The following is a 23,615-nucleotide window of genomic DNA, read 5'->3' on the forward strand; positions in this document are numbered from 1 at the left end:
GAGGCATCTCGTAGATGCAATTCAAGCACGCTCCGACCGCGGTATCTGCGGCATTCGATGATCCGAGTCTCGTGTCGACGGCAGGGCTGGTGCCGATGCTCAGGCTCGCGCAGCGGGCCGGTCTGGCGGAGCTGGCTCACGACCGGTTGAGTGTCCCGACGGACAAGGGCGCGAACGCGGGTGCGAAGGTGATGTCGCTGGTCGCGGGGATGCTCGCCGGGGCGGACTCGATCGACGACATGAACCTTCTCCGCCACGGCGGCATGGGCCGCCTGTTCGCCCGGACGTATGCGCCGTCGACGCTGGGATCGTTCCTGCGTGGGTTTCGGTTCGGCCATGTCCGCCAGCTCGACGCCGTCGCCTCCCGCGTCCTTCAGAACCTCACCGCCGACACGCCACTGCTGCAGGTGCGAGACGGTGAGCGGGTGATGGTCGATCTGGACGACACGATCATCGAGGTCCACGGGTATCAGAAGCAGGGCGCCTCGTTCGGGTACTCCGGCGTCCGCGGCCTGAACGCGCTGATCGCGACGGCATCAACCTCATCGTCGGCGCCGGTGATCCTCGGGCAGCGGTTGCGGCAGGGGAAGACCGGGTCCCCGAAAGGCGCGGCACGGATCGTCGGTGACACGCTCGCGACCCTGCGCCGCACTGGCGCCGCGGCCGGGACTCGGCCGTTGCTGCGGGCGGATTCCGCGTTCTACGGGCACGCCGCCATCGGCACCGCGATCAACGCCGGCGCCGACGTGTCGGTGACGGTCAGGATGGACCCTGCGGTGAAGGCCGCGATCGCGACCATCCCGGATGATGCGTGGGAGATGATCGAGTACACCGACTCGATCCGTGACGAGACCACCGGACAGTTGATCTCCAAAGCCGAGGTCGCCGAGATCCCGTTCACCGCGTTCCGCTCACGGAAGAAGGCGGAACAGGTCGCTGGGCGGCTGGTGGTGCGGCGGATCCCCGACCTGAACCCGAACAAGGTGGAGCAGCCGACGCTGTTCGACGTCTACCGGCACCATGCGTTCTTCACCACCACCGACAAGAAGGTGATGGACACGGTGGTCGCGGACAAGACGCACCGCGCTCACGCGATCATCGAGCAAGTCCACGCCGACCTCAAGAACGGGCCGCTCGCGCACCTGCCCTCTGGTGTGTTCACGGCGAACAGCGCCTGGCTCGTGCTCGCCGTGATCGCGTTCAACCTCACCCGCACCGCTGGAGTCATCGCCGACAAGGCCGGTCGGCTCGCGAGAGCCACGACCGCGACGATCCGCCGCACCCTCATCCACGTCCCGGCACGGCTGGCTCGCTCCGCCCGCCGCATCATCCTGCACCTCCCGGAGGCGTGGCCCTGGCAGAACGCCCTCCACCGGCTGTTCACCGCCACACACGCACCGCCACCAGTCACGACCACCTGACCATCGCCGCAACCGCGGCACGACCAAGGAGCCAGTGGACGACCGGGATGCGACGCCCGGAACCCAGCCCTGCCCTCGACACGTCACCGCGCGCCGATCACGCCAATCACGCCGGCCCGACCAACCCACGGCTCATCGGTGGATCGAGGCTTAGCCTCGATCCACCGATGGGCGGGGGCGCTGAGCGAGCGTCGTGACGTAGAAATGCCCCTCTGATCAGGAAGAATAGAGCTTGTCTAAGGCCCCTATTCACCCGATCCGAGAGGCATCTCGTAGATGCAATTCAAGCACGCTCCTGCTGGGGTGTCCGCGGTGTTCGACGATCCGAATCTCGTGTCGGCCGCGGGGCTGGTGCCGATGCTCCGTCTGGCGCGTTCCGCGGGGCTGGACGAGCTCGCGCGTGAGCGGTTGAGCGTCCCGGCGGACAAGGGCGCCAACGCGGGTGCGAAGGTGATGGCACTGGTCGCGGGCATGCTCGCCGGGGCGGACTCGATCGACGACATGAACCTGCTCCGCCATGGCGGAATTGGCCGGTTGTTCGACCGGACGTATGCGCCGTCGACGCTCGGGTCGTTCCTGCGGGAGTTCCGGTTCGGACACGTCCGCCAGCTCGACGCCGTCGCCTCCCGGGTGTTCGCGAATCTCGCTGTCAACGCGCCGCTGCTCCGAGCAGGCGATGGCGAGCGGGTGATGGTCGATCTTGACGACACGATCATCGAGGTCCACGGATACCAGAAGCAGGGCGCCGGTTTCGGATACTCCGGCGTCCGCGGCCTGAACGCCCTCCTCGCCACGGCATCGACCACCTCGTCGGCGCCGGTAATCCTCGGGCAGCGGCTGCGGCAAGGGAAGACCGGGTCCCCGAAGGGGGCCGCACGGATCGTCGGCGATGCTCTGGCGACCCTGCGCCGCACCGGTGTCGCCGCAGGGACTCGGCCGCTGCTGCGGGCGGACTCCGCGTTCTACGGACACGCGACCGTCGGCACCGCGATCACAGCCGGCGCCGACGTGTCGGTGACCGTCAGGATGGACCCCGCAGTGAAGGCCGCGATCGCGACCATCCCCGATGACGCGTGGACGATGATCGAGTACACCGACTCGATCCGTGACGAGACCACCGGGCAGCTGATCTCCAAAGCCGAAGTCGCCGAGGTCCCGTTCACTGCGTTCCGATCGAGGAAGAAGGCCGAACAGGTCGCAGGACGGTTGGTGGTGCGCCGGGTCCCCGACCTGAACCCGCGACAGGTGCAGCAGCCGACGCTGTTCGACGTCTGGCGGCATCACGCGTTCTTCACCACCACAGCGAAGGACGTGATGGACACGGTGGCCGCGGACAAGACGCACCGCGGTCACGCGATCATCGAGCAAGTCCACGCCGACCTCAAAGCGGGGCCGCTCGCGCACCTGCCCTCCGGGGTGTTCACCGCGAACAGCGCCTGGCTGGTGCTCGCCGTGATCGCGTTCAACCTCACCCGGACCGCTGGGGTCATCGCCGACCGGGTGGGACGGCTCGCGAGAGCAACGACCGCGACGATCCGCCGCACCCTGATCAACGTCCCCGCACGGCTGGCACGCTCCGCGCGCCGGATCACGCTCCACCTGCCCGAGGCCTGGCCCTGGGAGCACGCGTTCACACAACTCTTCAAGATCACGCACGCACCACCGCCAACGGTAACCACCTGACCATCGCCGCAACGCGGCACGACCGAGGACCACGTGGACGACCGGGATGCGACGCCCGGAACTCAACCCTGCCCTCGACACGTCACCGCGCACCGATCATGCCGCCCCGGCGCAACTACGGCTCATCGGTGGATCGAGGCTTAGGCGGGCGAATATCGCCGGCGTTTCATGCACTGTCCGGCACAGAATCCGAGCCCTCCGCTCCCGACCGGTGTGGCCGCGGCTGTAGCCGGAGTCGATGATGCGACATTCATTGCTCGGGATCACGGTTGGAACCTTTCGTTCACCTAGTCGGTGGCAAAAGAGCGGCATGCACCGTGAGTGGTCACAGGATCCCGCTGCGGGCAACGCGCATTGAGGGACGGTGGTGTTCCAACCGCTCCCGGGTGACACCGGTGTGATGTCGCAGCCGGCGGGAGGTCAGGGTAGGAGGTCGAGCATCGGGACTGCTGCACGGATAGGTGACGGTTCCTAGTCACGCCGCCAGTGCGACGGTCGTGTTCATGATGGTCTCGAACTCGATGGGCGTCAAACGGCCCAGGCGTGCCTGACGGCGTCGGCGGTGGTAGGTCCGTTCGATCCAGGTGACGATCGCGATGCGCAGCTGCTCGCGAGTGGTCCAGGAGCGCCGGTCGAGGACGTTCTTCTGCAGCAGCGCGAAGAAGCTTTCCATGGCCGCGTTGTCCCCGCTCGACCCGACCCGGCCCATGGATCCGACCAGGTGATGACGGGCCAGCGCACGCAGGAACTTCCGACTGCGAAATTGACCGGGTTCAACCGGTCGTTGCAACACCGGCTTGTTGGAGCAACAGTAGCTGCTCGTTGAAGGCTTCGGCGGGGGTCTTCCATCCGAGTGACTTGCGGGGCCTGGTGTTGAGGGCGTGAGCGACGGCTTCGATGTCTTCCGCGCTCCACCGGGCCAGGTCGGTGCCCTTGGGAAAGTACTGGCGTAGCAGGCCGTTGGTGTTCTCGTTGGTGCCGCGCTGCCAGGGCGACTGCGGATCGGCGAAGAACACCGGGATGCCGGTCTCGACCGTGAACGTTGCGTGAGCGGACATCTCCTTGCCGCGATCCCAGGTCAACGACCGTGCCAGTTGGGTGGGGAGTGTCGACATCGTGTTCGCCAGCGCGTTCTTCATCGTGATCGCGCCATAGCCAGCCAGGGCGGGACCATTCTTGGGTGTCTCCTTGTGCCGGTATCCCTCCTCGCGTGGGAGGTGGACGAGCATCGTGAACCTGGTCATGCGGTCGACGACGGTGCCGATCGCGGAACGCTCCAGCCCGATCAGCAGATCGCCTTCCCAATGGCCGGGAACAGCGCGGTCCTCAGCTTCAGGAGGGCGTTCGCTGATCAGGGTTCCGGGAGTGACGTGCGCCCACGTCTTACGACGTGAGCGTTCCCGCGGTGCGCGAAGCGCCCGGCCCGTGCGCAGACACCAGACGAGCTCGCGTTTGAGCGCGCCACGGCCCTGAATGTAGAGCGACTGGTAGATCGCTTCGTGGCTGATGCGCATGGACTCATCATCGGGGAAGTCGACCTTGAGTCGGTTGCTGATCTGCTCCGGACTCCACGCCGTCGACCACCCGCGATGCTTGCGGTGCGGCTTGTTGATCCCCGTGAACCGCGGCGGCTCGGGACCGACGATGATCTTGCCATCAGGTGTGGTGATCTGCCCGGATAGCCGCTCGTGGACGTAGGCATGCAACCGGGCGTTCGTGACCAGCTTCGCCGCCTTCGGACGCTTCGCGGCCATGTCAGCCTTCCACTGCGCGACCGATGCTCGATACCCGCGACTTCCGTAGCGGACGGCCGCATTCCGGCGCAGCTCACGGGAGATCGTCCCCGGGTCACGGCCTATAGTTCGGGCGATCTCGCGCACCCCGCTTCCCTGAGCACGCAGGAGCGCGATCTCCTCACGCTCAGCGAACGACAGGTAGCGTCCGGTTGGCGTGAACTTCAGGTCGAACGGCGGCATGCCGCCAGCGTTGCGGAACCACCGCTGACCGACCGCTTGCGCCACGCCGACCACGGCAGCAGCCTCGATGGGCAGCAACCCCTTGGCGATCTCGGCCCAGAACGCTGCCTCGACATGCCGCTGGAACTTCGGATGCCCAGGCGACCGAAGCTTCGGCCGCTCCGCCCGATCTGCTGCCTGCTGACGACGAACCATCTGACACCTCCGCGATCACGAGGTGTTGCGACGACCAGTTGAATCCGCCTTGACTGCCCCTGTCGCTGTGGACCACGCAGCCGGCGACGTCGCCGCGCATCGCGACAGCGTTCTCGAGCGCCTGAACTGCCAACCGGGACTTCATCCTCGAGTCGATCGAGTACCCCACGATCTTGCCGGAGCACGCGTCTTTGATTGCGCAGCAGTAGAGCTTGCCTTCAGCGGTTTTGTGCTCCGTGATGTCGACGAGCCAGAGCTGGTTCGGGGCATCGGCGGCGAAGACGTGCCGGGTTCGGCCGTCCTCGTCGACGACCGCGCACAGGTCGTCGTGGACCGGCGGTCCCGGCTTCTTGCCGTTACGGCCCCGCTTCTTCCCGAACGCGGACCACCAGCCGTTGCTCGACGCGATCCGCCACGCGGTGCGGTCCGACATCGCCTCACCCGCGTCGCGGGCCTCGTCCGCCAGCAGCCTGTGCCCGAACTCCGGGTCGTCACGGTGCGCGTCGAACAGCGCGTTCGCGCGATACGCCTCCACCACCTCACTCGGGGTGATGGGGTTCGCCAGCCACCGGTAGTAGGGCTGACGGGAGAGCTTGAGCACCCGGCACGTCACCGTCACAGGGATCCCTGCGGCGGCGAGCTCTGTCACGAGCGGGTAGAACCTTTTCCCGGCAGGTTCGCCTGCGACAGATACGCCGCCGCACGACGGAGGACCTCGTTCTCCTGCTCGAGGAGCCGGTTCCGCTTCTTCAGCTCACGGATCTCCGCGGCCTCGGTCCGCGACTGACCGGGCTTGGCACCTTCGTCGATGTCGGCGCGACGCATCCACTTCTGCAGCGTCATGGGGTGGACCCCGAAGTCTTTCGCGATCTGCTCGATCGTGACTCCGGGCTCGCGGTTCCTCGCGACACGCACGACGTCGTCACGGAACTCGGACGGGTAGGGCTTGGGCACAGCAACATCCTTCCAGGCCCACCCTGCGGGCAAGCCAGATCAGATGTCACCTATCCGTGCAGCAGTCCCAATCGTTGGCCTTGTCGTGACGATTCTTGATCGATCCCATCGCGGCGCGAAACTGGGTTGCAGTCAGCGTGGACAGGAGCGCGGTCGTTGCAGTCTTAAGGACACCCCGGTCGTAATCGTTGATATGGAACGACGCTTCCGTCGGCTCCGCCTCGATCTCGGACAGGATGGCCAGCGCAACGAGTCGAGCGATCTCAACGTGATGCTCTTCAACCGATGGGGTCCCGCTGCCCGCCCACTCAAAGTCCATGTACGCGATCGCCAGGTACGGTACCGAATCGCTAACTGACTTCACCTCGAGCATTCGTCGAAGCGCGGACTTACCGGTGCCGCGCGGCGAAAAGACGATCGTCGGTTCCGGAGCCGTCGGGTCGCCAAGCACGCTCGGAAAGTAGGGCGGAGGCACGAAGTAGTCTGCGAGATACTCCTCACGGTCGGAGTCCCAAGTCGCAAAAGGATCGGACGTGAAGCCGGCTCGGCTCATGATCGACGTACCTGTCACCCGGGGTCTCCACTCTGCCTGGATCGCTTCTCTCTCCTCAGGCTACCGACTGCGGACCAGATCAGTCCGGCCTTCGGGTGGGGAGTACGTGACCGCATGGCGGTGGCTCAGCGTGCGACGTCACTCATCATCCGCGCATGGTTGCCATGACATCCGCGATGGTCTCTGGATCGGTGAACCAGACGACTTCCAGGGCGGTCGTCAGCATGTCGATGAATCCTCCCTGTCCGGCCGAACGAAAGGAGTCGTATGTGCCGTCGTCGAGTAGCGGTCTGCCGGCGACGTCGCGCAGTCGACCGGCGGGAAGCTCGAGCGCGTATCCGACAGGCAGCCCCTCGCCCACCGCATCCTCCCAATATGGGTCCACGTAAACCCAATGGCCAGCAAATTCGCCGCGTCCGATGCGTCCAACGATCCCGACGGTCGGCCAAGTAGCAGGTAGCGGCACTCGGGGGTCGACGGCGAAATACTCATTAGGGTGTGACGAGCGAGATCGCATGGCTGAAGGGTACCGAGCCGACCGGGCACAAATGCTTTCTGCCGCCGAGCGAGAGTCCACAGGTCGCGCACGCTTGTCGGTCCTCGACCGGTCGTAGAGTGGTACCGTTTTACGTACTACTCAACGAGGGGTGTGCCACCATGTCCGCGATCACCGCGACCGAAGCGCGAAAGAGCCTGTTCGGGCTCATTCAGCAGGTCAACGAGGACCACACGACCGTTGAAGTCGTCTCCCGCCGCGGCAACGCTGTGATCATGTCCAAGGACGACTTCGACGCACTGACCGAGACGGCCTACCTCCTGCGCAACCCTGCGAACGCGGAGCGACTGCTCGAGGCTGTCGAGCGCGCACGCCGCGGCGAGTTTCAGCAGCACGACCTCCTTGACGCGTGACGCGATCGCTTGCCTTCGACCCGAACGGGTGGGAGGACTACGTCTACTGGCAGACACAGGACCGCAAGACGCTGAAGCGGATCAACCTGCTGATCGCGGATGTCGTTCGTGATCCGTTCGACGGCATCGGGAAACCCGAACCGCTCCGTCACGTTCTTTCCGGCGCCTGGTCTCGTCGCATCGACGAGAAGAACCGACTCGTCTATTACGTGACCGATGACCACATCGTCATACTGCAGGCGCGAGACCACTACTGAATCACAGGGGCGCGGATGCCGGTCCATCAGCGGGCGACCAAGTTCTCAAGTCGCCGGTCGTGCAGGCTGCGTACTCCTCGCGGGGCCGCGAGGGATGGCGGCGCTCATGAGGTGACGGGCTCGTCGTTAGTCTCGGAGGGTGCTGATTTCGGTTGATGATCCGAGGGCGGCCGACGTGCTCGCGCTGCTTGAAGAGCATCTGCGGGACATGTTCGAGACAGCGCCAGCGGAGAGCGTGCATGCGCTTGACCCTGATGCGCTCGCGCATCCGAGCATCACGTTCTGGAGTGTGCGTGACGCCGAAACCGGCGTGCTGCTCGGCATCGGGGCATTGAAGCAGCACGACGCCGCGATGGGTGAGCTCAAATCGATGCGCACGAGCATCGCAGCCCGCGGTCGTGGGGTGGCGAGCGCAGTGCTGACGGCGATCCTGCAGGAGTGTCGGGCCCGCGGGTACCGTGAGGTCAACCTCGAAACCGGCACGCAGGACCACTTCGCACCCGCTCGCGCTCTCTACGCGAAGTACGGATTCCGCATCCGTGGGCCGTTCGCCGACTACGTTGAGGATCCGAACAGCGCCTACTTCCGACTCTCGGTCTGAATGCCTCAGCGTGAGTGAACCTTCGGGGCGCATTTCCGTGGGCATGGGTGGTGCGCCTGGTGTGGCGCGAGCAATGCCCGGGTACCTCGCCCGATGCGATGCGCGCAGGGTGAACCCCAACCGCACGTCGAAAGCGCGACGGCGTCCTTGCAACCACCGCTCCCGGAATACCGAGTCGCGCTCGCCGTTGATCCAAACATGACCCAGATCGGAAACAGCGACCTCGACGTTCTTCCTCTCTCCCTCGGCGGCAACGTGTTCGGCTGGACGGCCGACCGCGACGCGTCGTTCCGCATCCTCGACTCGTTCATCGCCGGCGGCGGTGACTTCATCGACACAGCCGACGGATACAGCGCGTGGGTGCCGGGAAACTCCGGTGGCGAGAGCGAGACGCTGATCGGGGAGTGGCTCGCGCAGCGCAAGCCCGAGAACCTCGTCATCGCCACGAAGGTCAGCACCCACCCCGACTTCAAGGGGCTGTCGGCGTCGAACGTGCGCGCCGCCGCCGAAGCATCTCTCGGACGCCTGGGCATCGACGCCATCGACCTCTACTACGCCCACTTCGACGACGCCGAGACGCCTCTCGAAGAGACGGTCGCCGCGTTCGCGGAGCTGCAGCGCGATGGCCTCATCCGCCACACTGCGGTGTCGAACTACAGCGCCGAGCGCATCCGCGAGTGGGTTCGCATCTCCGACGAGCTGGGCGTCACGCGCCCCGTTGCGATTCAGCCGCACTACAACCTCGTGCACCGGAACGATGTCGAAGAGCACATCGCCCCGGTCGCGGAAGAGTTCGGGATGGGCCTCGTCCCCTACTTCGCGCTCGCGAGCGGATTCCTCACCGGCAAGTACCGCTCGGCCGGTGCCGACGGCGGAGGTTCGCCGCGCGCCGGTGGGGCCGCGAAGTACGCGACGCCGCAGGGCATCGAGATCATCGACACCCTCGAGAAGATCGGCAACGCCCACGACGCGTCGATCACGACGACCGCGCTGGCGTGGCTCCGCGCCAAGCCGACCGTGGTCGCTCCGATTGCGAGCGCCTCACGCGTCGAGCAGCTGACCGACCTGCTCGCCAGCACCCGTCTGGACCTGACCTCAGACGAGATCGCCGAACTCGACCGCGTCTCGGAGTGGGCGCCCGCCGCCGTTTCGGCCTGAGCACGCCGGCCCCGGGCTGCATCAGCCGGATTGCACCTTCGCGCCCACGCGTCGGCGAGGGATGAGGCGCGCAGAGTTCAGGATGAACGCGGTCTCGCTGCCGACGTGGATGAATGCGGCCGCCACCGGACTCAGGAGTCCGAAGGACGCCAGCACGATCCCGACCAGGTCGATCGCGATCGTGCCGACGAAGTTCGCCATGACGATCCGGCGTGCCCGCCTGGCGACGTGCAGGGTGTGCACGAGATCGCTCAGGTCAGAACTGATCAGCACGATGTCCGCGCTCTCGCGCGCGATGTCCGTTCCCGACCCCATGGCGATGCCGACGTCAGCACGCGCGAGCGAGGGGGCATCGTTCACCCCGTCGCCCACCATGGCCACTCGTCGCCCCGCTTCGCGCTCGGCGTCGATCGCCGCGAGCTTCTGCTCCGGAAGGAGGCCGGCCCGCACATCGTCGATGCCGAGCTCGGCTGCCACCGCCTGCGCGGTCGCCGGCTGGTCGCCGGTGAGGATGAGCGTGCGAACACCGCGCCGATGAAATTCGGCGATCGCCGCCCGAGCCGTGGGGCGGATGACATCCGCCAGCAGGATCGTGCCGGCATACGCTCCGTCGACGCCGACGTGAACGGGTGAAGCGATTCCCGGCGCGTCGACCACCTCGGGTGCGTCTGCCACCAGGGTGCGGTTTCCCACCGCCACGGTGTGACCCTCGATCACAGCCGTCACACCGCATCCGGGTTCATAGGTGAACTCCGACGCCGGGAACAGCTCGAGGGAGCGCGTCCGGGCGGAGGCGACCATCGTCTTCCCCAGTGGATGCTCGGAGTAGGCCTCCGCCGACGCCGCGAAGGTCAGCAGACGGTCCTGATCGAGCATCCCGTCGGTGCGCACCTCCACGACCGACGGCGTGCCGGCTGTGAGCGTGCCGGTCTTGTCGAAGACGACCGTGTCGACCGCCGAGAGAGCCTCGAGGTGTGCGCCATCTTTCACGAAGGCGCCGGCACGGGCGATGCGAGCGATGGCGGCGAGAACGGCGAGCGGCGTCCCCGCGGCGATGCCGCACGCGCCGGCGACGACCACCACGGCGATCGTCGCTTCGAGATCGCGCGTGACCACATAGGTGATCACCGCACCGCCGAGAGCGAGGTAGACCAGCCATGCGGCCAGACGATCGGCGAGGCGCTGCACCGGTGGCTCCGACGACTGCGCCTGACGCACCGCGTCGACGATGCGGCCGTAGGACGAGTCGGCGCCCACGCGTTCGGCGCGCACCTCGACCGCCCCGATCTGATTGATCGACCCGGCGAAGACCTCGCTGCCGGGGGAGAGGTCGACCGGCCACGACTCGCCGGTGATACGCGACTGGTCCGCGCTCGACCGACCGGATAGGACCACCCCGTCGACCGGGATGCGACCCCCGGGCGCCACGATGACGGTGTCGCCTTCCTGCACGTCGGCGAGCGGTCGCGTGACCGGCGACCCATCGTCGGTGCGCACCTGCACGGTGTCGGGCAGGAAGCTCATGAGGTCGGTCAGAGCGTCGCGGCCGCGATCCATCGAGAGGTCTTCGAGGATCTCGGCAGCCAGCACGAACGCAGCGATCACGAGCGAGGTCACCCATTCGCCGATCGCGGCGGCGGCCACGATCGCGATGAGCATGGACAGCTCCATGCTCATGCGGCGGTGTCGCACGTCTTCCCAGGCCTCGGTGGCGATCGGCCAGCATCCCACCACGAGACCCACGACCGCGATGACCGGTACCTGCGGCCACGGCCAGGTCGCGCCGAGCGCGACCGCCACGGCACACGCGGCGACGAAGAGGGTGCGGATCAGATCGCCGCGGTCGATGCGGCCCCACAGGCTCCGCTCCCGTGCGCCCGAGGTGACGTGTGTCGCTGTGCGCGCGTCGACGCTCACGGCGCTGTCTCCGCATCGCCGTCTGCCACCGGCAGGCCCGATGCGCCGACGTGATGACGGGGCAGGGTGTCGCCCACGACGTGCTCAGCCTGGAACACGGCATGCGTCACGAGCTGTCGCGCGTGCTCGTCGATGAGGTTGTAATACACCCGGGTGCCCTCCTTACGCGTCGCGACGATGCGCGCCCACCGCAACTTCGCGAGATGCTGCGACACGACGGTCGGCGATTTGCCCACACGTTCCGCGATCTCGCCGACCGACAGTTCGCCTCGGCGCAGGGCGAGGATGATGCGGATCCGTGTCGCATCCGACAGCAGCGAGAACACCTCGGCCGCGAGGTCGACGTATTGACTGGATGCATCGAAGGTGCACGCCTGTGAATCTTCACCCATACGCAGATACTAGGTCAGTTTGTCCGTGTCGTGGAAGGCAGATCGCGTCCGAGAGGACGGCGGTTGTGGTCAGGAGAGGGCGTTGACCATCGTCTGGAAGAACAAGTCCTGATCGATCGCCTCGATGACGCGTGCGTTCGGCTCGCGGCCCGAGCGACGCACGGCGTCGACGAGCATGTATCCCTGGGTGAGGCCCGGGTTCGTCTCGACGTCGACGAAGTAGTCGGACGCTTTCGTGATGATCGACGGTTCGACCGCGATCGCGGCGGCGATCGAGTCGGGATGAGTGCTGCCGGGCACCCCATGCGTCTTCTCGACGTATTCGACGCTCGCCCGGTTCGCGCGGGTGAAGAAACGCGACTGCGGGGTGTCGAGCTCCTCGATGATCCGCAGCTGATCGGGGCTGAACCGCCCGTGCGACATCACGAGGTCCCACGGCACGATCGTCGTGGGGAACCCGGCCGCAAGCACGATCTTCGCCGCTTCGGGGTCATGCCAGAAGTTCGCCTCGGCCGCCGCGGTGATGTTGCCGAGCGCATTGTTCGTGCCGCCCATGACGTAGAGGTGCTTCACCTTGCCGGCGATCGAGCGGTCGGCGGCCACAGCACAGGCGAGGTTCGTCAGCGGCGCCTGAGCGATGATCGTCAGCTCGCCGGGGTTGTCGTTGATCAGACGGATGAGCGCAGACACGGCGTTCTCGGTCTCAGGCCGCTGCGCCGCCTTGGGAAAGTTCGCGCCGCCGAATCCATCCACCCCGTGCACGTACGACGAGTCGTCGAAGGGAGCGATGAGCGGCAGCCGGCACCCCTCGTACACCGGCACCTGGCCGCCGAAGCCGGCCACCTCGATCGTGTACAGGGCGTTCTCGACCATCTGATCGAAGTCGACGTTGCCGTAGTTGACGGTCACCGCCTCGACGCGCGTGTTCGGATGCCGCAGCCCGATCATGAGCGCGAACGCGTCGTCTTGCGCGGTGTCGGTGTCGTGGATCAGGCGGAGGGTCATGGCGAGGCCTTTCGGATCGCGTCCGACTGTAGAGGCGCCATGTTTCGAGCGTGTGCCGAGTCCTTCTTGGGGAGCTACGCCGCGGGCGCCTCTCGCGACGCGTCCCACCACTCCAGAACGCGGGTGCCGATGAGGGTCAGCCACGGGGAGGGCTCGCCCTCGGGAACGTCCATGTGGAACCAGACCCGACCCGCGAGGCGACGGGACTGGATCCACGTGCCGTCGGGCTGACGCTGCTCACGCACGAGGTCGATCGCCTCGGCCAGGCGCGGGTCCGGGGCGGTGCCCTCGTACGCGGCGGCATCGCGGAAGTAGTCCAGAGCGGCGAGAGCGCTGTAGACGTGCCGGTTCGGGTAGATGAAGTGCGTCACGAACGGGTCGACGAGCTCACCTGTCGATGCGCGATACATCAGCCGGCGGGAGAGCAGGTACTCCTCGCCCGTGCGGCGCACTTCGGTGAGCGACTCATCGCCGGTCAGCCGCTGGTAGGCGAGCAGACCGCGCAGCGCATTGAGCGTCGAGTGGAACGACGACCGCACCGAGTCGCCCTCCTCGGCCTCGCAGTTCCAGCCGCCGTCGTCGAGCCGGTGCTCGCGGAACCACGTGGCGAGATCGGTCATGTCGACGCCCAGCCAGGCGCCGGTCGCCAGCGTGAACGAGTTGATGCAGACATCGACCTCGCCGTTCCAGTAGGGCAGGTCCTCGTACTCCCATCGGCTGTTCCGCTCGAGCCTCGCGGCGGTGTCACCGAGGGCGTCGGCGGGAACGCCGAATTCGCGCAGATCCTTCAGCGTCCACGTCGTGGCGACCCACGGCTGGCCCGGCTGAGTCTGCTCCTCGCTGCCGAAGAAGCCCGCCGGAAAGTACGCGCCACCGGCCCACTGGCCGTCGTCGTCCTGCTTCGACAGCAGCAGCGCACCCCACCCCTCATGCGGCACGCGCGCCCGCGTCGCCTGCCACACCTCGGGTGGAGCGTGGGCGATGTCGCACTCCACCTGCCACCGAAGCGCCGGATCGGTGTCCAGCATCCACTCGAGCACACGTTGTTCGACGACCATGGCTCGCACAGTAGACCTCGGCGCCGACACGGGGAAGACCTCAGACGGTGCGCCCGTCGGAGATCGCGGTGAAGATGGATGACATGCCCAGTGCCCAGCGCCCCGGGCTCCGGATCGATGACCGCCTCACGATCCCGGAGTCCGAACTGACCTGGCGGTTCTCGCGATCGTCGGGTCCGGGCGGGCAGGGCGTCAACACCGCCGACTCCCGGGTCGAACTGCTGTGGGATGTCGCCGAATCGACCACGCTCTCCGAGCGACAGCGGGAACGGATGCTCGATCGGCTGCGCCATCGCCTGGTCGACGGCGTGCTGACGGTGACCGCATCCGAGCATCGTGCGCAGCTGCGCAACCGCGATGCCGCCCGCGACCGTCTGGCCGCGCTCGTCGCCGACGCCCTGAGACCGCCCGGCCCCGCTCGACGGGCGACGAAACCGAGCCGAGGAGCGAAGGAACGTCGACTCAAGGCCAAGAAGCAGCGCACCGACGTGAAACGGCTGCGCCGCCCGCCGTCGGACTGAGCAGGCCGGCGCGCGGTCGATCCGACCGGCGAATCGGAATGTCGCCCGCGCCCGGCGGGTTGGCACCCGTATGCGATCAATCGTCTACACCGGTACCGGAAGCTCCTCCGTCCTCACGCTCGCCGAGCGCGAGCCCGTCGCGCCCGGCGCGGGCGAGGTGCGCGTGCGCGTGACCGTCTCAGGCGTCAACCCCACGGACTGGAAGGCTCGCGCCGGCAGCGCGGCGCCGCTCGGATTCGACGAGGTCGTGCCCAATCAAGACGGGGCCGGCGTGATCGATGCGGTCGGCGACGGCGTCACCGACCTCGCCGTCGGCGACCGGGTATGGATCTACCTCGCCCAGCACGAGCGCCCGACCGGAACCGCGCAGGAGCACACGGTCGTACCGGCCTCGCGCGCAGTGAAGCTTCCCGATGGGATCGGCTTCGACGTGGCCGCGAGTCTCGGCGTTCCCGCGATGACGGCCCACCGCGCGCTCACCGTGCACGAGAACGGCCCGGCGCGCCTGTCGCCGAGCTCGCTCGAAGGGCGCGTCGTGCTCGTCGCCGGGGGAGCGGGGGCTGTCGGACACGCCGCCATCCAGCTCGCCGTGTGGGCAGGAGCCGAGGTCATCGCCACCGTCTCGAGCCACGAGAAGGCCGCGCTCGCCCGTGCAGCCGGCGCCCACCACACCGTGAACTACCGCGACGCCGACGCGGCCGACCAGATCAGCGCGCTCGCCCCCGCCGGCATCGATCACATCGTGGAGGTCTCGATCGCCGAGAACGCGGAGCTCGACGGTCAGGTCATCGCGAATCACGGCTCCATCGCCTACTACGCCGACAACGGCGGCGAGCAGGCCACCCTGCCGGTGCGACCGACCTTTGCGAAGAACGTGCGCACCCAGGGGCTTCTGCTCTACACCGTCGGCGAGGATGCGCTGCGCGCCGCCGCCGAGGACATCACCGCCGCACTATACGACGGGGCGCTGCCTGTCGGCGAAGAGGCGGGGCTGCCGTTGACGTGGTTCTCGCTGGAAGAGACGGCAGCCGCTCACGACGCCGTCGAGCAGGGCGCCGTCGGCAAGGTGCTGATCGAGGTCAGCGGCGAGGCCTGAATCGTTCTCTGTTCCGTAGCGCTTCTTCCACCCGATTCAAGCGAGAGCTCGTGGGCCCGGCGATTTCAACAAGGGTTGTGCCTGCAAGGAGGTCTGAGTCGTCGACCAGATCGAGCAGCGCGTCGTTCATCGCCTGACGAAGTTCGGGGTCCTCGTCTTCCGGCCTGAATCGTGCCACTTTCGCGTGATCAGCGGCTCAGTGGCCTGGGATCGTTGATTTTCCGGGGGTGTTAGTGCGCGGCGGGGGCACTAACGACGTCGATTTAGACTCGGTCGGTGGGGTTGTTCGTGCGGAAGGTGCGTACCGCGTCGGGGGCGACGGCGGTGCAGATCGCGCGTAAGCATCGCGGGGTCCGCACGATCGTGGAGCACATCGGTTCCGCGCACGATGACGCCCAGCTGGCGGCACTGGTCCGTATCGCGAAGGAGCGGATCACGGCCGGGCAGCTCGCGTTCGATCTCGACGCGTTGACCCCGACCGCGCCGACCGGGGTCGCACCGATTGTGACGGGTTCCCGGTCGCGGGTGCTGTGGGATCTGCTGGAGGCCACCTACCAGGGTCCTCGGGTTCGCCGCCGCGGTCGATGATGACACGTTCATGAAGCTCGTCCTCGCCCGCGTGGTCGAGCCCACCTCGAAGGCGGACACGATCCGTGTCCTCGACGATCTTGGTGTTCCGGCGCCGTCGCTACGGACGATCTGGCGGACCCTCGCTCGCTGCGTCGAGCAGGACTGGCGGGACAAGCTTGCCGCCGCGGCCTACGCCCATGCGACCTGCGGTGGGGCGTTGAAGCTGGTGCTCTACGACGTCACCACCCTCTACTTCGAGGCCGAGGACGAGGACGCGCTCCGGAAGGTGGGGATGAGCAAGGAACGGCGGGTGGACCCGCAGATCCTGGTCGGGATGCTCGTCACCGCCGGCGGGTTCCCGCTCGAGGTCCACGAGTTCACCGGGAACACCGCCGAGACCCTCACCCTGCTGCCGGTGCTGCGCACGTTCCAGGACCGCCACCAGGTCGATGACGTGGTCGTGGTCGCCGACGCCGGCATGTTGTCCGCGTCGAATCTGAACGCGCTCGAGGATGCCGGGTTCTCGTTCATCGTCGGGTCCCGGATCAGCAAGGCCCCCTACGACCTCGCCGACCACTTCGACAAGCACGGCGGGGTCCTCCACGACGGCGAGACCATGGAATCCAAGCGCGTCATGGGGACCGGGGCGAACGCCCGGGAGCGGCGGGTGGTCTACCACTACTCCTACAAGAGGGACCGGCGAGACAACTACACGCTGAACAAGCAGGTCGAGAAGGCGCAGAAGATCGCCGACGGCACCCGGCCGCTGCGCAAGGACCGGTTCGTGAAGCTGACCGGAACCCGCCCCAGCGTCGATCAGACGCTCGTGGACCGCGCCCGCCAGCTCGCCGGCTTGAAAGGCTACGTCAGCAACATTCCCGCTGCCCGCCTCACCGGGAACGAGGTCGTCGCGGCCTACCACGACCTGTTCCAGGTCGAACGGTCCTTCCGGATGGCGAAGACCGACTTACGCGCCAGGCCGATGTTCCATCACGAGGCCGATTCGATCCACGCGCACCTCACGATCGTGTTCACCGCCCTCGCGATCTCACGCCACCTGCAAGACACCACCGGGGTCACCATCCGCAAGATCATCCGCGCTCTGCGGCCCCTCCGCGACATCACCATCAGCATCGCCGGCAACGAGATCACCGCCACCACCCCACCCGGCCCCGACGCCCACGCCATCCTCACCGCCGCGGGGCACTAACTTGGCACGACTCAGGTCGAGCAGCGCGTCGTTCATCGCCTGACGAAGTTCGGGGTCCTCGTCTTCCGGGGCTCGAAAGTCGTCATACCCCGTCGCTGGGAGCACCACGAGCAGGTCGACCGCGCACATCGCCTGCGCGATGAGAGCGGCGGCACGTATGCGAACCTCCTCCTGGAGGCGAATGCGGCGCAGATGGTCCATCGCGGCCAGGTAGGCGAGGAAGTCGAGGGGGCCGCGTTCCGCGATGACTCGATCAGCGGGCGAGAGCTCGACGAGACGGTCCGCGGAGAGGCGAAGCTGCGCGAGATAGGTCGATGCGTCGGGCTCATCCGCGGCCGTGTCGACCAGCTCGAAAGGATCGGGAAGTACTTCGTACTCTGGATGCGACGCGGCAAAGTCTCCGATGAGCGTACTCTTGCCGATCGCGTGCGTCCCCGAGACGACGATCCGCATTCCCGGATCTTAGCCCGAGGTTCGGCGAGCACGCATGCGCGAGCTTGAGTGGGAGTGCGGAGCAAACGAACCCGCGGGTCAGCTTCAGGTCAGCTCCATGAGCCGTGCGTCCGACACGCGTCCGCCGACCTCGACCTGCTGACCCAGGTAGCGCGCGTGGGTGTAGACCCGCGATCCGAGACCCTGGGTGATGTCGAGGTCTCGACCGAGTTCCGCCGTCAGGCGGACGGCGGCCGCGCCGGTCGCCTCGTCTTCGCGGATGCCGAGGTCGGGTGCGAACATGCGGGAACGCACGGTGCCGGCCTCACGATCGATCCACGCCCAGACGTAATTGGCCCCGAAGGAATAGGCGTCGGGGTCGACGGCGGTCACTTCGGACGCCTCATCGAGCTGGGTGAAGGTGAACTCGGGGCACCACTGGGGCAGAGCGTTGACGAACACCCGATCGCCGTCGAAACGCACCCGGGCGCTGCCGGCGGGAACGTCGATCTCCTTGACGTCTTCATCCGTGCTCCGCAGCCATGCCGCGAGTCCGACGACGGGGTGCCCGGCGAAGCGCAACTGCCGCGACGGGGTGAAGATCCGCGCCGTGACCGTGCCGTCGTCGACGGCGTCGATGAAGATCGTCTCGCTGAAACCGAGGTCGGTGGCGATGTCCTGCTCGCGCTTCTTCGTCTGCGGTGACGCCCACACGATTCCCAGAGGATTGCCGTGCTCGCCGTCGTCATCGACGAACACGTTGACGACATTCACCATCAGACTCATCCCGCGATTCTTGCAGGGTCGAGAGCGTCGCGTGACGCGTTGACACCGACGCCTCTACCTTTGGTTCATGACAGGCGCACCCGACACCGCCGCTCCACTCGTCCTCGCTCACGACATCGCCGGTTCCGGCCCGTTGCTCGTGCTCATCCACGGCATCACCGAGAACCGCGCCGTGTGGGACCCCATCGATCTCACCGCCGACTTCGAGGTGCTCCGCGTCGATGTGCGCGGTCACGGCCGATCAGCCCTCCAGGCGCCGTTCGATCCACTCACCCTCGCGGCTGACGTGCACGCGACCGTCGAGGCCGTGCGCCCGGGCGCGGTGCCCATCGTGGTCGGACACTCGATGGGCGGCATCATCGCCACCGCGTACGGCTCCACGTATCCCACCCGCGGCGTCGTCAACATCGACCAGCCGCTCGCTCTCGGCGACATGCAGGAGCGTGTGAAGAAGATGGAACCGCTGCTGAGGAGCCCGCTGTTCCCGCTCCTCGTGAGCGGACTCTTCCGCTCGATGAAGGGACCCCTCCCGAAGGCGGAGAACAAGCGGCTCGCCCGGCTGCGCACCCCTCGGCGGGAGGTCGTGCTCGGCGTGTGGGCTCCGATGCTCACACAGACTCCCGAGGAACTGGCCGTCACCGTCGACGAAACCGTCGCGGTGCCGCCGAATGTGCCCTATCTCGTCATCGCCGGGCTCGACCCCGGGCCGGACTATGTCGCGTGGCTGCGCGAGCGCATCCCGAGCACCTCCTACGAGGTGTGGCAGGCGACGCACTACCCGCACCTCGCCGAACCCGAGCGCTTCGTCGCCCGCATGAGGGAGTTCGCCGCCGCGGCGGGGTGAGGGATCATACGCCCGTGGTTGCGTGGGAGACCCCGCGACGGGATGCTGGCGGGATGGAAACGCTCTGGATCGTCCTCGCCGTCATCGGAGCGGCCTGCTACGCCGGAGGAGTGATCGCGTACGCGCGATCGAACCCCGGCACGGTGATCCCGTGGTCGAAGCAGCCCGAGGGCGAGAAGCCGTGGATGGCGGTGCTGCGTGGCATCGGTATCGTGCTCGTGCTGCTTGGGGTCGTCATGTGGGCGATCACCCGTTCGGCGACGTGGGAAGGGCCAGGTCTCGGGTGGCTGGCCGGCCTGCTGATCGTCGCGTTCCTGCTGCCCGCAGCGATCGTGATCATGGTCGTCAACAGCCGGATCTCGCGCAACGAGAAGGAGCGGCACGGGCGACCGTAGGCTGGCGGAACCACCGCAAGGAGGAGGTCGCCATGAGCCGTGCCGTGATGTACGACGAGGTCGGAGCACCCCAGGTGCTCCACGTCAGTGAGGTGGCGGATGCCGCGCCCGGCCCGGGCCAGGTTGCGGTGCGCATTCGCGCCGCCGGCGTGAACCCCTACGACGCCAAGGTGCGCAGCGGCTTCATCACGCTGAAGACGGCCTTCCCGCGGCGCATCGGATCGGACCTCGCCGGCACGGTCGAAGCGGTCGGGGAGGGAGCGGCCTACGCCGACGGCACACCGATCGAGGTGGGAGACGAGGTGGCGGGCAGCGGTCCCGGAAGCATCGCGGAGCGGACGCTGGCGAAGTCATCCGCGCTCGCCCGGCGACCGGAGAATGTGCCGGTGGAAGTCGCCGGCTCGCTGTGGGTCGCGGGCCTCACGGCGGTGTCGTGCGTGACGACGGTTCCCGTCGGCCTCGACGACACGCTGCTCGTCGGGGGTGCCTCGGGTGCGGTGGGCACGGTCGTGTGTCAGCTCGCCGTTGCGGCCGGTGCGCGGGTGATCGGAACGGGATCCCGGGCCAACGCCGAGCTCATCCGCTCCCTCGGTGCGGAGCCCGTCGAGTACGGCGAAGGCGCCGGAGACCGGGTCGCCGCGCACGGCACGATCACGGCCGTGATCGACTGCCACGGGCGCGACGCGCTCGACATCGGCATCAGCCTCGGCGTGCCCACCGAACGGATGACCGCGATCGCGGCGTATGCGGCCCTCGATGAGCTGGGCGTGCCGAACGTCGAGCGCGCGGCCCGCACGTCGGAGAACTTCGCCATGCTGCTCGACCGCATCGCTTCGGGTGAGCTCGCGTTTCCGGTCGCGCAGACGTTCCCGCTCGACGACATCGTCGCCGCGTTCACGGCAGTGGAGTCGTCGCACGCGCCCGGAAAGATCGTCGTGATCCCCTGATGTCGCGACATCGCGCCCAGCGCAACCCCTCCGGCCGATTTGCCTCCGGCTGAGAGGCTGGCGAGGTTCGACGCACCCGCATCCCCGGAGGAGCCCATGGCCGACACCGCGATCTTCGACGTCGACGGAACCCTCGTCGACACCAACTATCAGCACGCACTCGCGTGGTACCGCGCGTTCCGGCGGTATGACATCACTCCCGCCGTGTGGCGCATCCATCGCGCGATCGGCATGGGCGGCGACAACCTCGTCACCGCCATCGCCGGTGAAGACGTCGAGAAGGCGCACGGCGACGAGCTTCGCGCGGCGTGGACCGAGGAGTTCGAGCCGATGCTGGATGAGATCCAGCCCTTCGAGGGGGCTCGTGCCCTGATCGACGAGGTCGCGTCCCGTGGCTTCCGCCTCGTGCTCGCCAGCTCCGGTCAGAAGGCGCACGTGGAGCACTTCCTCGACCTGCTCGGCGGGCGCGAGGTCGCCGACGCGTGGACGACATCCGACGACGTCGATGCGACCAAGCCCGAGCCGGACCTCGTCGGCGTCGCGCTGCAGAAGGTCGACGGCGCGTCCGGCGTGATGATCGGCGATTCGGTGTGGGATGCGGTCGCCGCCGGCAAGCTCGACGTACCCACGATCGCCGTGCGCACCGGCGGTTTCTCCGAAGCGGAACTCCGGGAGGCCGGTGCGTTCCGGGTGTACGAGTCGCTGGTCGAACTTCACGAGAACCTCGACGGCGGACCCCTCGCACGATCGACGCGCTGAGCGCGCGGTCAGGCGCTCGGGCGGGGCGGGTCGTCGGACTCCGGGTCGTTTCCAGGCGCCGCGGTGTCTTCGTCGTTCGACGGCGTGTGCGATCGGCGGATGGTCCCCGCCTCGACCACGGCGTGGATGAACTCCGCCCCGTGGGTGGCGACCGCGGAGATCACGAGCCCGGCCGCGGTGAAGGTGAGGCCCGACACGATGAAGACGCCGGCCCCGCGCATCCCGTCGACATCGTCGCTCATGCTCGCTGTCACGGTCGCGGTGAGAGCGACCACGGTGACGCCGATGCCACCGGCGAGCAGCGCTCGCGTGAAGATCCCGATGCGGGAGCGGGGCGCGGCGGTCACAGGGGCAGGCTAACCCGGCCCGATCCGCGCTGGGCCGGATCCGGGAACGAGAACGACGGGCGTCGCTGATGCAACCCCTTCACCGTCGCCGTGCAGCTGGTGACGATGGCCTCATGCGTGAACGAGAGAAGACCACCGGAACCCGTGCGCGCGACCGTGCGAGGACACGCCTGACAGGCGTGATCATGCTCCTGGCGGCTGTGGTCGCAGGCACCAGCGCGTGCAGCTTTTTCGTCGACGAGAACGAGTACCGCTCCTCTGCGGGCGACGGAGTCAACGTCGAGGGTCTGGGAGACGTGGCCGTACGCAACGTTCTCGTCGTCGCCAACGACGACGGCACGCGGGGGAACCTCGTCGCCGCCGTCGTGAACAACAGCGACCAGGAGCGCTCGATGACCGTTTCCGTCGGCGATCCCGTGCAGGACACCCTTCGCATCGATGTGGCGGCCGACAGCACCGTCAGCTACGGCGCGCGCGACAGCCTGGACGACCCGCCTCTCATCGACCCGCTGGACGCTGATCCCGGCGGAACCATCCCCGTGACGTTCGAAACCGACGTCGCTGAGGCCGTCACCGTGCAGGTGCCGGTGCTGGGGGGATGCCTGGAGTATCTGCGGCAGATCGAACCGAACGCGGAGGGTCCGGAAGAGTGCCCCTGGTACGTCGACGTCGAGCCGTAGAGGCACAGAGGCGCCGCATGCGAGGGATCAGTCTCGGTTCTGCCGGCGGAGCGTGAAGAGCTCGCCCTCCCGCACGATGCGCAGCACGGTCACCAGCAGCAGCCCGCCCAGAAGGTTCAGCACCAGCACCGGCAGGAACCACAGCAGCCAGTCGAGGTAGGTGATCTCGGCGCCGCTCAGGATCGCACCGAAGGCGAACAGCGAGTCCAGGATCGAGTGGAACAGCTGGAAGCCGGCCAGGATGAAGCCGCCGGCGACCGCTGCGACGATCTTGGCCGGTTCCGAGTCCGTCCCCTCCTGCATGCGGGTCATCAGTGTGATGACCGCACCGCCGAGCACGGACAGCATCACGAAGCGCCAGTCGAGGGGAGCATCCAGGAAGTGGTGCGCCGTCTCATCCAGCACCGTGTGCCACTCGGGGAAGGCGAGCACGATGATCGCCATGACGAGCCAGCCGCCGGCGAGGTTCGCGAGCAGGGTGCCGCTCCACAGTCGCAGCAACTGGCCGATCGTTCCTTCGCGGGCGATGAGGGCTGCGATCGGCATGAGGAAGTTCTCGGTGAACAGCTCGCTGTGCGCCATGAGCAGGGCGAGGAGGCCGATGCTGAACGCGAGACCCGCGAGCAGCTGGTCGTCCGTTGCGTAGAGGACGCCGATGTAGGCCAGCACGCCCACGCCGACTTCGATGCCGCCGAGGAACCCGGTGACGGTCGTTGCGCGAAAGGTGCGGTGGAGTCGCTCCGCGCCCTCGCCGACGACGTCTTCGAACTCCAGCTCGAGCTCCTCCTCGACGGGACCCTCGTTGTCGCCGTCTCGCCGGCGTTCGTCGGCGCGCCGCTCGTGATCGTCTCGCATGCGTCCATCCTGGCCGGGCGCGGCCGAGCATGTGGGGACTTGACCACAGGTCGCCCCCGTGCGAGCGGGCGTCGGGCGAGTGCGGAGCGGAAGC

The 23,615-nt window shown here is 67.5% G+C and carries 24 protein-coding genes and 3 pseudogenes; 14 read left to right on the forward strand and 13 right to left on the reverse strand.

The features are described 5' to 3' along the window. The first annotated feature begins 14 nt into the window (after positions 1-14). Positions 15-1,421 carry an IS1380 family transposase gene (locus IM777_RS06950; RefSeq protein WP_194385050.1) on the forward strand — a complete coding sequence of 469 codons (1,407 nt, stop codon included), beginning with the start codon at positions 15-17 and terminating at the stop codon, positions 1,419-1,421. Between the two features lie 276 nt (positions 1,422-1,697). Next, the gene (locus IM777_RS06955) at positions 1,698-3,104 is read left to right on the forward strand and encodes an IS1380 family transposase (RefSeq protein ID WP_194383877.1); all 1,407 of its coding nucleotides are present in this window, start codon (positions 1,698-1,700) and stop codon (positions 3,102-3,104) included. Between the two features lie 475 nt (positions 3,105-3,579). On the opposite strand, the pseudogene IM777_RS06960 reads toward IM777_RS06955, so the two are convergent. From IM777_RS06960 to IM777_RS06980, 6 genes and pseudogenes are all read right to left on the reverse strand, one after another. Further along, positions 3,580-3,870, reverse strand: a pseudogene (locus tag IM777_RS06960) (integrase core domain-containing protein); the annotation flags it as partial. Between the two features lie 7 nt (positions 3,871-3,877). Continuing rightward, the gene (locus IM777_RS06965; RefSeq protein ID WP_071044142.1) at positions 3,878-5,275 is read right to left on the reverse strand and encodes an IS30 family transposase; all 1,398 of its coding nucleotides are present in this window, start codon (positions 5,273-5,275) and stop codon (positions 3,878-3,880) included. A 61-nt stretch (positions 5,276-5,336) separates the two neighbouring features. Then, a pseudogene (locus IM777_RS17575) lies at positions 5,337-5,708 on the reverse strand (transposase); the annotation flags it as partial. A gap of 212 nt (positions 5,709-5,920) precedes the next feature. Continuing rightward, on the reverse strand, positions 5,921-6,229 hold the full coding sequence (locus IM777_RS06970; protein WP_071044140.1) for a transposase: 309 nt from the start codon (positions 6,227-6,229) through the stop codon (positions 5,921-5,923). Positions 6,230-6,275: 46 nt separating this feature from the next. Continuing rightward, positions 6,276-6,800, reverse strand: a complete 525-nt coding sequence (locus IM777_RS06975) for an ORC-CDC6 family AAA ATPase (protein WP_194385051.1) — start codon at positions 6,798-6,800, stop codon at positions 6,276-6,278. 127 nt (positions 6,801-6,927) lie between these two features. Then, positions 6,928-7,167: a hypothetical protein gene (locus tag IM777_RS06980; protein ID WP_194385052.1), complete on the reverse strand. Its 240-nt coding sequence runs from the start codon at positions 7,165-7,167 to the stop codon at positions 6,928-6,930. A gap of 272 nt (positions 7,168-7,439) precedes the next feature. Between IM777_RS06980 and IM777_RS06985 the strand changes: the two genes are divergently transcribed. The 4 genes from IM777_RS06985 (at position 7,440) to IM777_RS07000 (ending at position 9,707) form a co-directional block, all read left to right on the forward strand. After that, entirely contained in the window at positions 7,440-7,691 is a 252-nt protein-coding gene (locus tag IM777_RS06985) for a type II toxin-antitoxin system Phd/YefM family antitoxin (protein WP_194385053.1), read from the forward strand. Further along, entirely contained in the window at positions 7,688-7,948 is a 261-nt protein-coding gene (locus IM777_RS06990) for a Txe/YoeB family addiction module toxin (protein ID WP_194385054.1), read from the forward strand. Before IM777_RS06985 ends, IM777_RS06990 begins: the two co-directional genes overlap by 4 nt. A 139-nt stretch (positions 7,949-8,087) precedes the next feature. Continuing rightward, entirely contained in the window at positions 8,088-8,549 is a 462-nt protein-coding gene (locus IM777_RS06995) for a GNAT family N-acetyltransferase (RefSeq protein ID WP_194385055.1), read from the forward strand. A 198-nt stretch (positions 8,550-8,747) separates the two neighbouring features. Further along, entirely contained in the window at positions 8,748-9,707 is a 960-nt protein-coding gene (locus tag IM777_RS07000) for an aldo/keto reductase (protein WP_194385056.1), read from the forward strand. 21 nt (positions 9,708-9,728) lie between these two features. On the opposite strand, the gene IM777_RS07005 is transcribed toward IM777_RS07000, so the two are convergent. The 4 genes from IM777_RS07005 to IM777_RS07020 form a co-directional block, all read right to left on the reverse strand. Then, positions 9,729-11,624 (reverse strand): heavy metal translocating P-type ATPase, encoded by a 1,896-nt coding sequence (locus IM777_RS07005; protein WP_194385057.1) that lies wholly within the window; start codon positions 11,622-11,624, stop codon positions 9,729-9,731. Continuing rightward, complete coding sequence (locus tag IM777_RS07010; RefSeq protein WP_194385058.1) at positions 11,621-12,016, reverse strand: ArsR/SmtB family transcription factor; 396 nt, start codon at positions 12,014-12,016, stop codon at positions 11,621-11,623. The genes IM777_RS07005 and IM777_RS07010 overlap by 4 nt, the downstream gene beginning before the upstream one ends. A gap of 69 nt (positions 12,017-12,085) precedes the next feature. Beyond that, positions 12,086-13,021 (reverse strand): nucleoside hydrolase, encoded by a 936-nt coding sequence (locus tag IM777_RS07015; protein ID WP_071043072.1) that lies wholly within the window; start codon positions 13,019-13,021, stop codon positions 12,086-12,088. 74 nt (positions 13,022-13,095) lie between these two features. Next, positions 13,096-14,079 carry a squalene cyclase gene (locus IM777_RS07020; RefSeq protein ID WP_194385059.1) on the reverse strand — a complete coding sequence of 328 codons (984 nt, stop codon included), beginning with the start codon at positions 14,077-14,079 and terminating at the stop codon, positions 13,096-13,098. 83 nt (positions 14,080-14,162) lie between these two features. Between IM777_RS07020 and arfB the strand changes: the two genes are divergently transcribed. From arfB to IM777_RS07035, 3 genes and pseudogenes are all read left to right on the forward strand, one after another. Continuing rightward, positions 14,163-14,600 (forward strand): alternative ribosome rescue aminoacyl-tRNA hydrolase ArfB, encoded by a 438-nt coding sequence (gene arfB / locus IM777_RS07025; RefSeq protein WP_071043385.1) that lies wholly within the window; start codon positions 14,163-14,165, stop codon positions 14,598-14,600. A gap of 70 nt (positions 14,601-14,670) precedes the next feature. After that, a complete protein-coding gene (locus IM777_RS07030; RefSeq protein ID WP_194385060.1) occupies positions 14,671-15,696 on the forward strand; it encodes an NADPH:quinone reductase in 1,026 nt (341 codons plus the stop codon). A 276-nt stretch (positions 15,697-15,972) separates the two neighbouring features. Further along, positions 15,973-17,476 (forward strand): annotated as a pseudogene (locus IM777_RS07035) (IS1634 family transposase). A 537-nt stretch (positions 17,477-18,013) separates the two neighbouring features. Here IM777_RS07035 and IM777_RS07040 read toward each other — a convergent pair. Continuing rightward, the gene (locus tag IM777_RS07040) at positions 18,014-18,694 is read right to left on the reverse strand and encodes a PhzF family phenazine biosynthesis protein (protein WP_194385061.1); all 681 of its coding nucleotides are present in this window, start codon (positions 18,692-18,694) and stop codon (positions 18,014-18,016) included. Positions 18,695-18,761: 67 nt separating this feature from the next. Here IM777_RS07040 and IM777_RS07045 point away from each other — a divergent pair, with 67 nt between their 5' ends. From IM777_RS07045 to IM777_RS07060, 4 genes are all read left to right on the forward strand, one after another. Then, entirely contained in the window at positions 18,762-19,538 is a 777-nt protein-coding gene (locus tag IM777_RS07045; RefSeq protein ID WP_071043079.1) for an alpha/beta fold hydrolase, read from the forward strand. 53 nt (positions 19,539-19,591) lie between these two features. Further along, entirely contained in the window at positions 19,592-19,933 is a 342-nt protein-coding gene (locus IM777_RS07050) for a hypothetical protein (RefSeq protein ID WP_071043081.1), read from the forward strand. Between the two features lie 32 nt (positions 19,934-19,965). Further along, the gene (locus tag IM777_RS07055) at positions 19,966-20,880 is read left to right on the forward strand and encodes an NADP-dependent oxidoreductase (RefSeq protein ID WP_071043083.1); all 915 of its coding nucleotides are present in this window, start codon (positions 19,966-19,968) and stop codon (positions 20,878-20,880) included. Between the two features lie 96 nt (positions 20,881-20,976). After that, entirely contained in the window at positions 20,977-21,639 is a 663-nt protein-coding gene (locus IM777_RS07060) for an HAD family hydrolase (protein WP_194385062.1), read from the forward strand. An 8-nt stretch (positions 21,640-21,647) separates the two neighbouring features. On the opposite strand, the gene IM777_RS07065 is transcribed toward IM777_RS07060, so the two are convergent. After that, positions 21,648-21,986 carry a hypothetical protein gene (locus tag IM777_RS07065; protein ID WP_194385063.1) on the reverse strand — a complete coding sequence of 113 codons (339 nt, stop codon included), beginning with the start codon at positions 21,984-21,986 and terminating at the stop codon, positions 21,648-21,650. A 113-nt stretch (positions 21,987-22,099) separates the two neighbouring features. Here IM777_RS07065 and IM777_RS07070 point away from each other — a divergent pair, with 113 nt between their 5' ends. Further along, positions 22,100-22,666: a DNA modification methylase gene (locus tag IM777_RS07070; RefSeq protein ID WP_194385064.1), complete on the forward strand. Its 567-nt coding sequence runs from the start codon at positions 22,100-22,102 to the stop codon at positions 22,664-22,666. Between the two features lie 27 nt (positions 22,667-22,693). On the opposite strand, the gene IM777_RS07075 is transcribed toward IM777_RS07070, so the two are convergent. Further along, a complete protein-coding gene (locus IM777_RS07075; protein ID WP_194385065.1) occupies positions 22,694-23,521 on the reverse strand; it encodes a formate/nitrite transporter family protein in 828 nt (275 codons plus the stop codon). Between the last annotated feature and the right edge of the window lie 94 nt (positions 23,522-23,615).

It is taken from the genome of Microbacterium luteum (assembly GCF_015277875.1).
Lineage (GTDB): Bacteria > Actinomycetota > Actinomycetes > Actinomycetales > Microbacteriaceae > Microbacterium > Microbacterium luteum.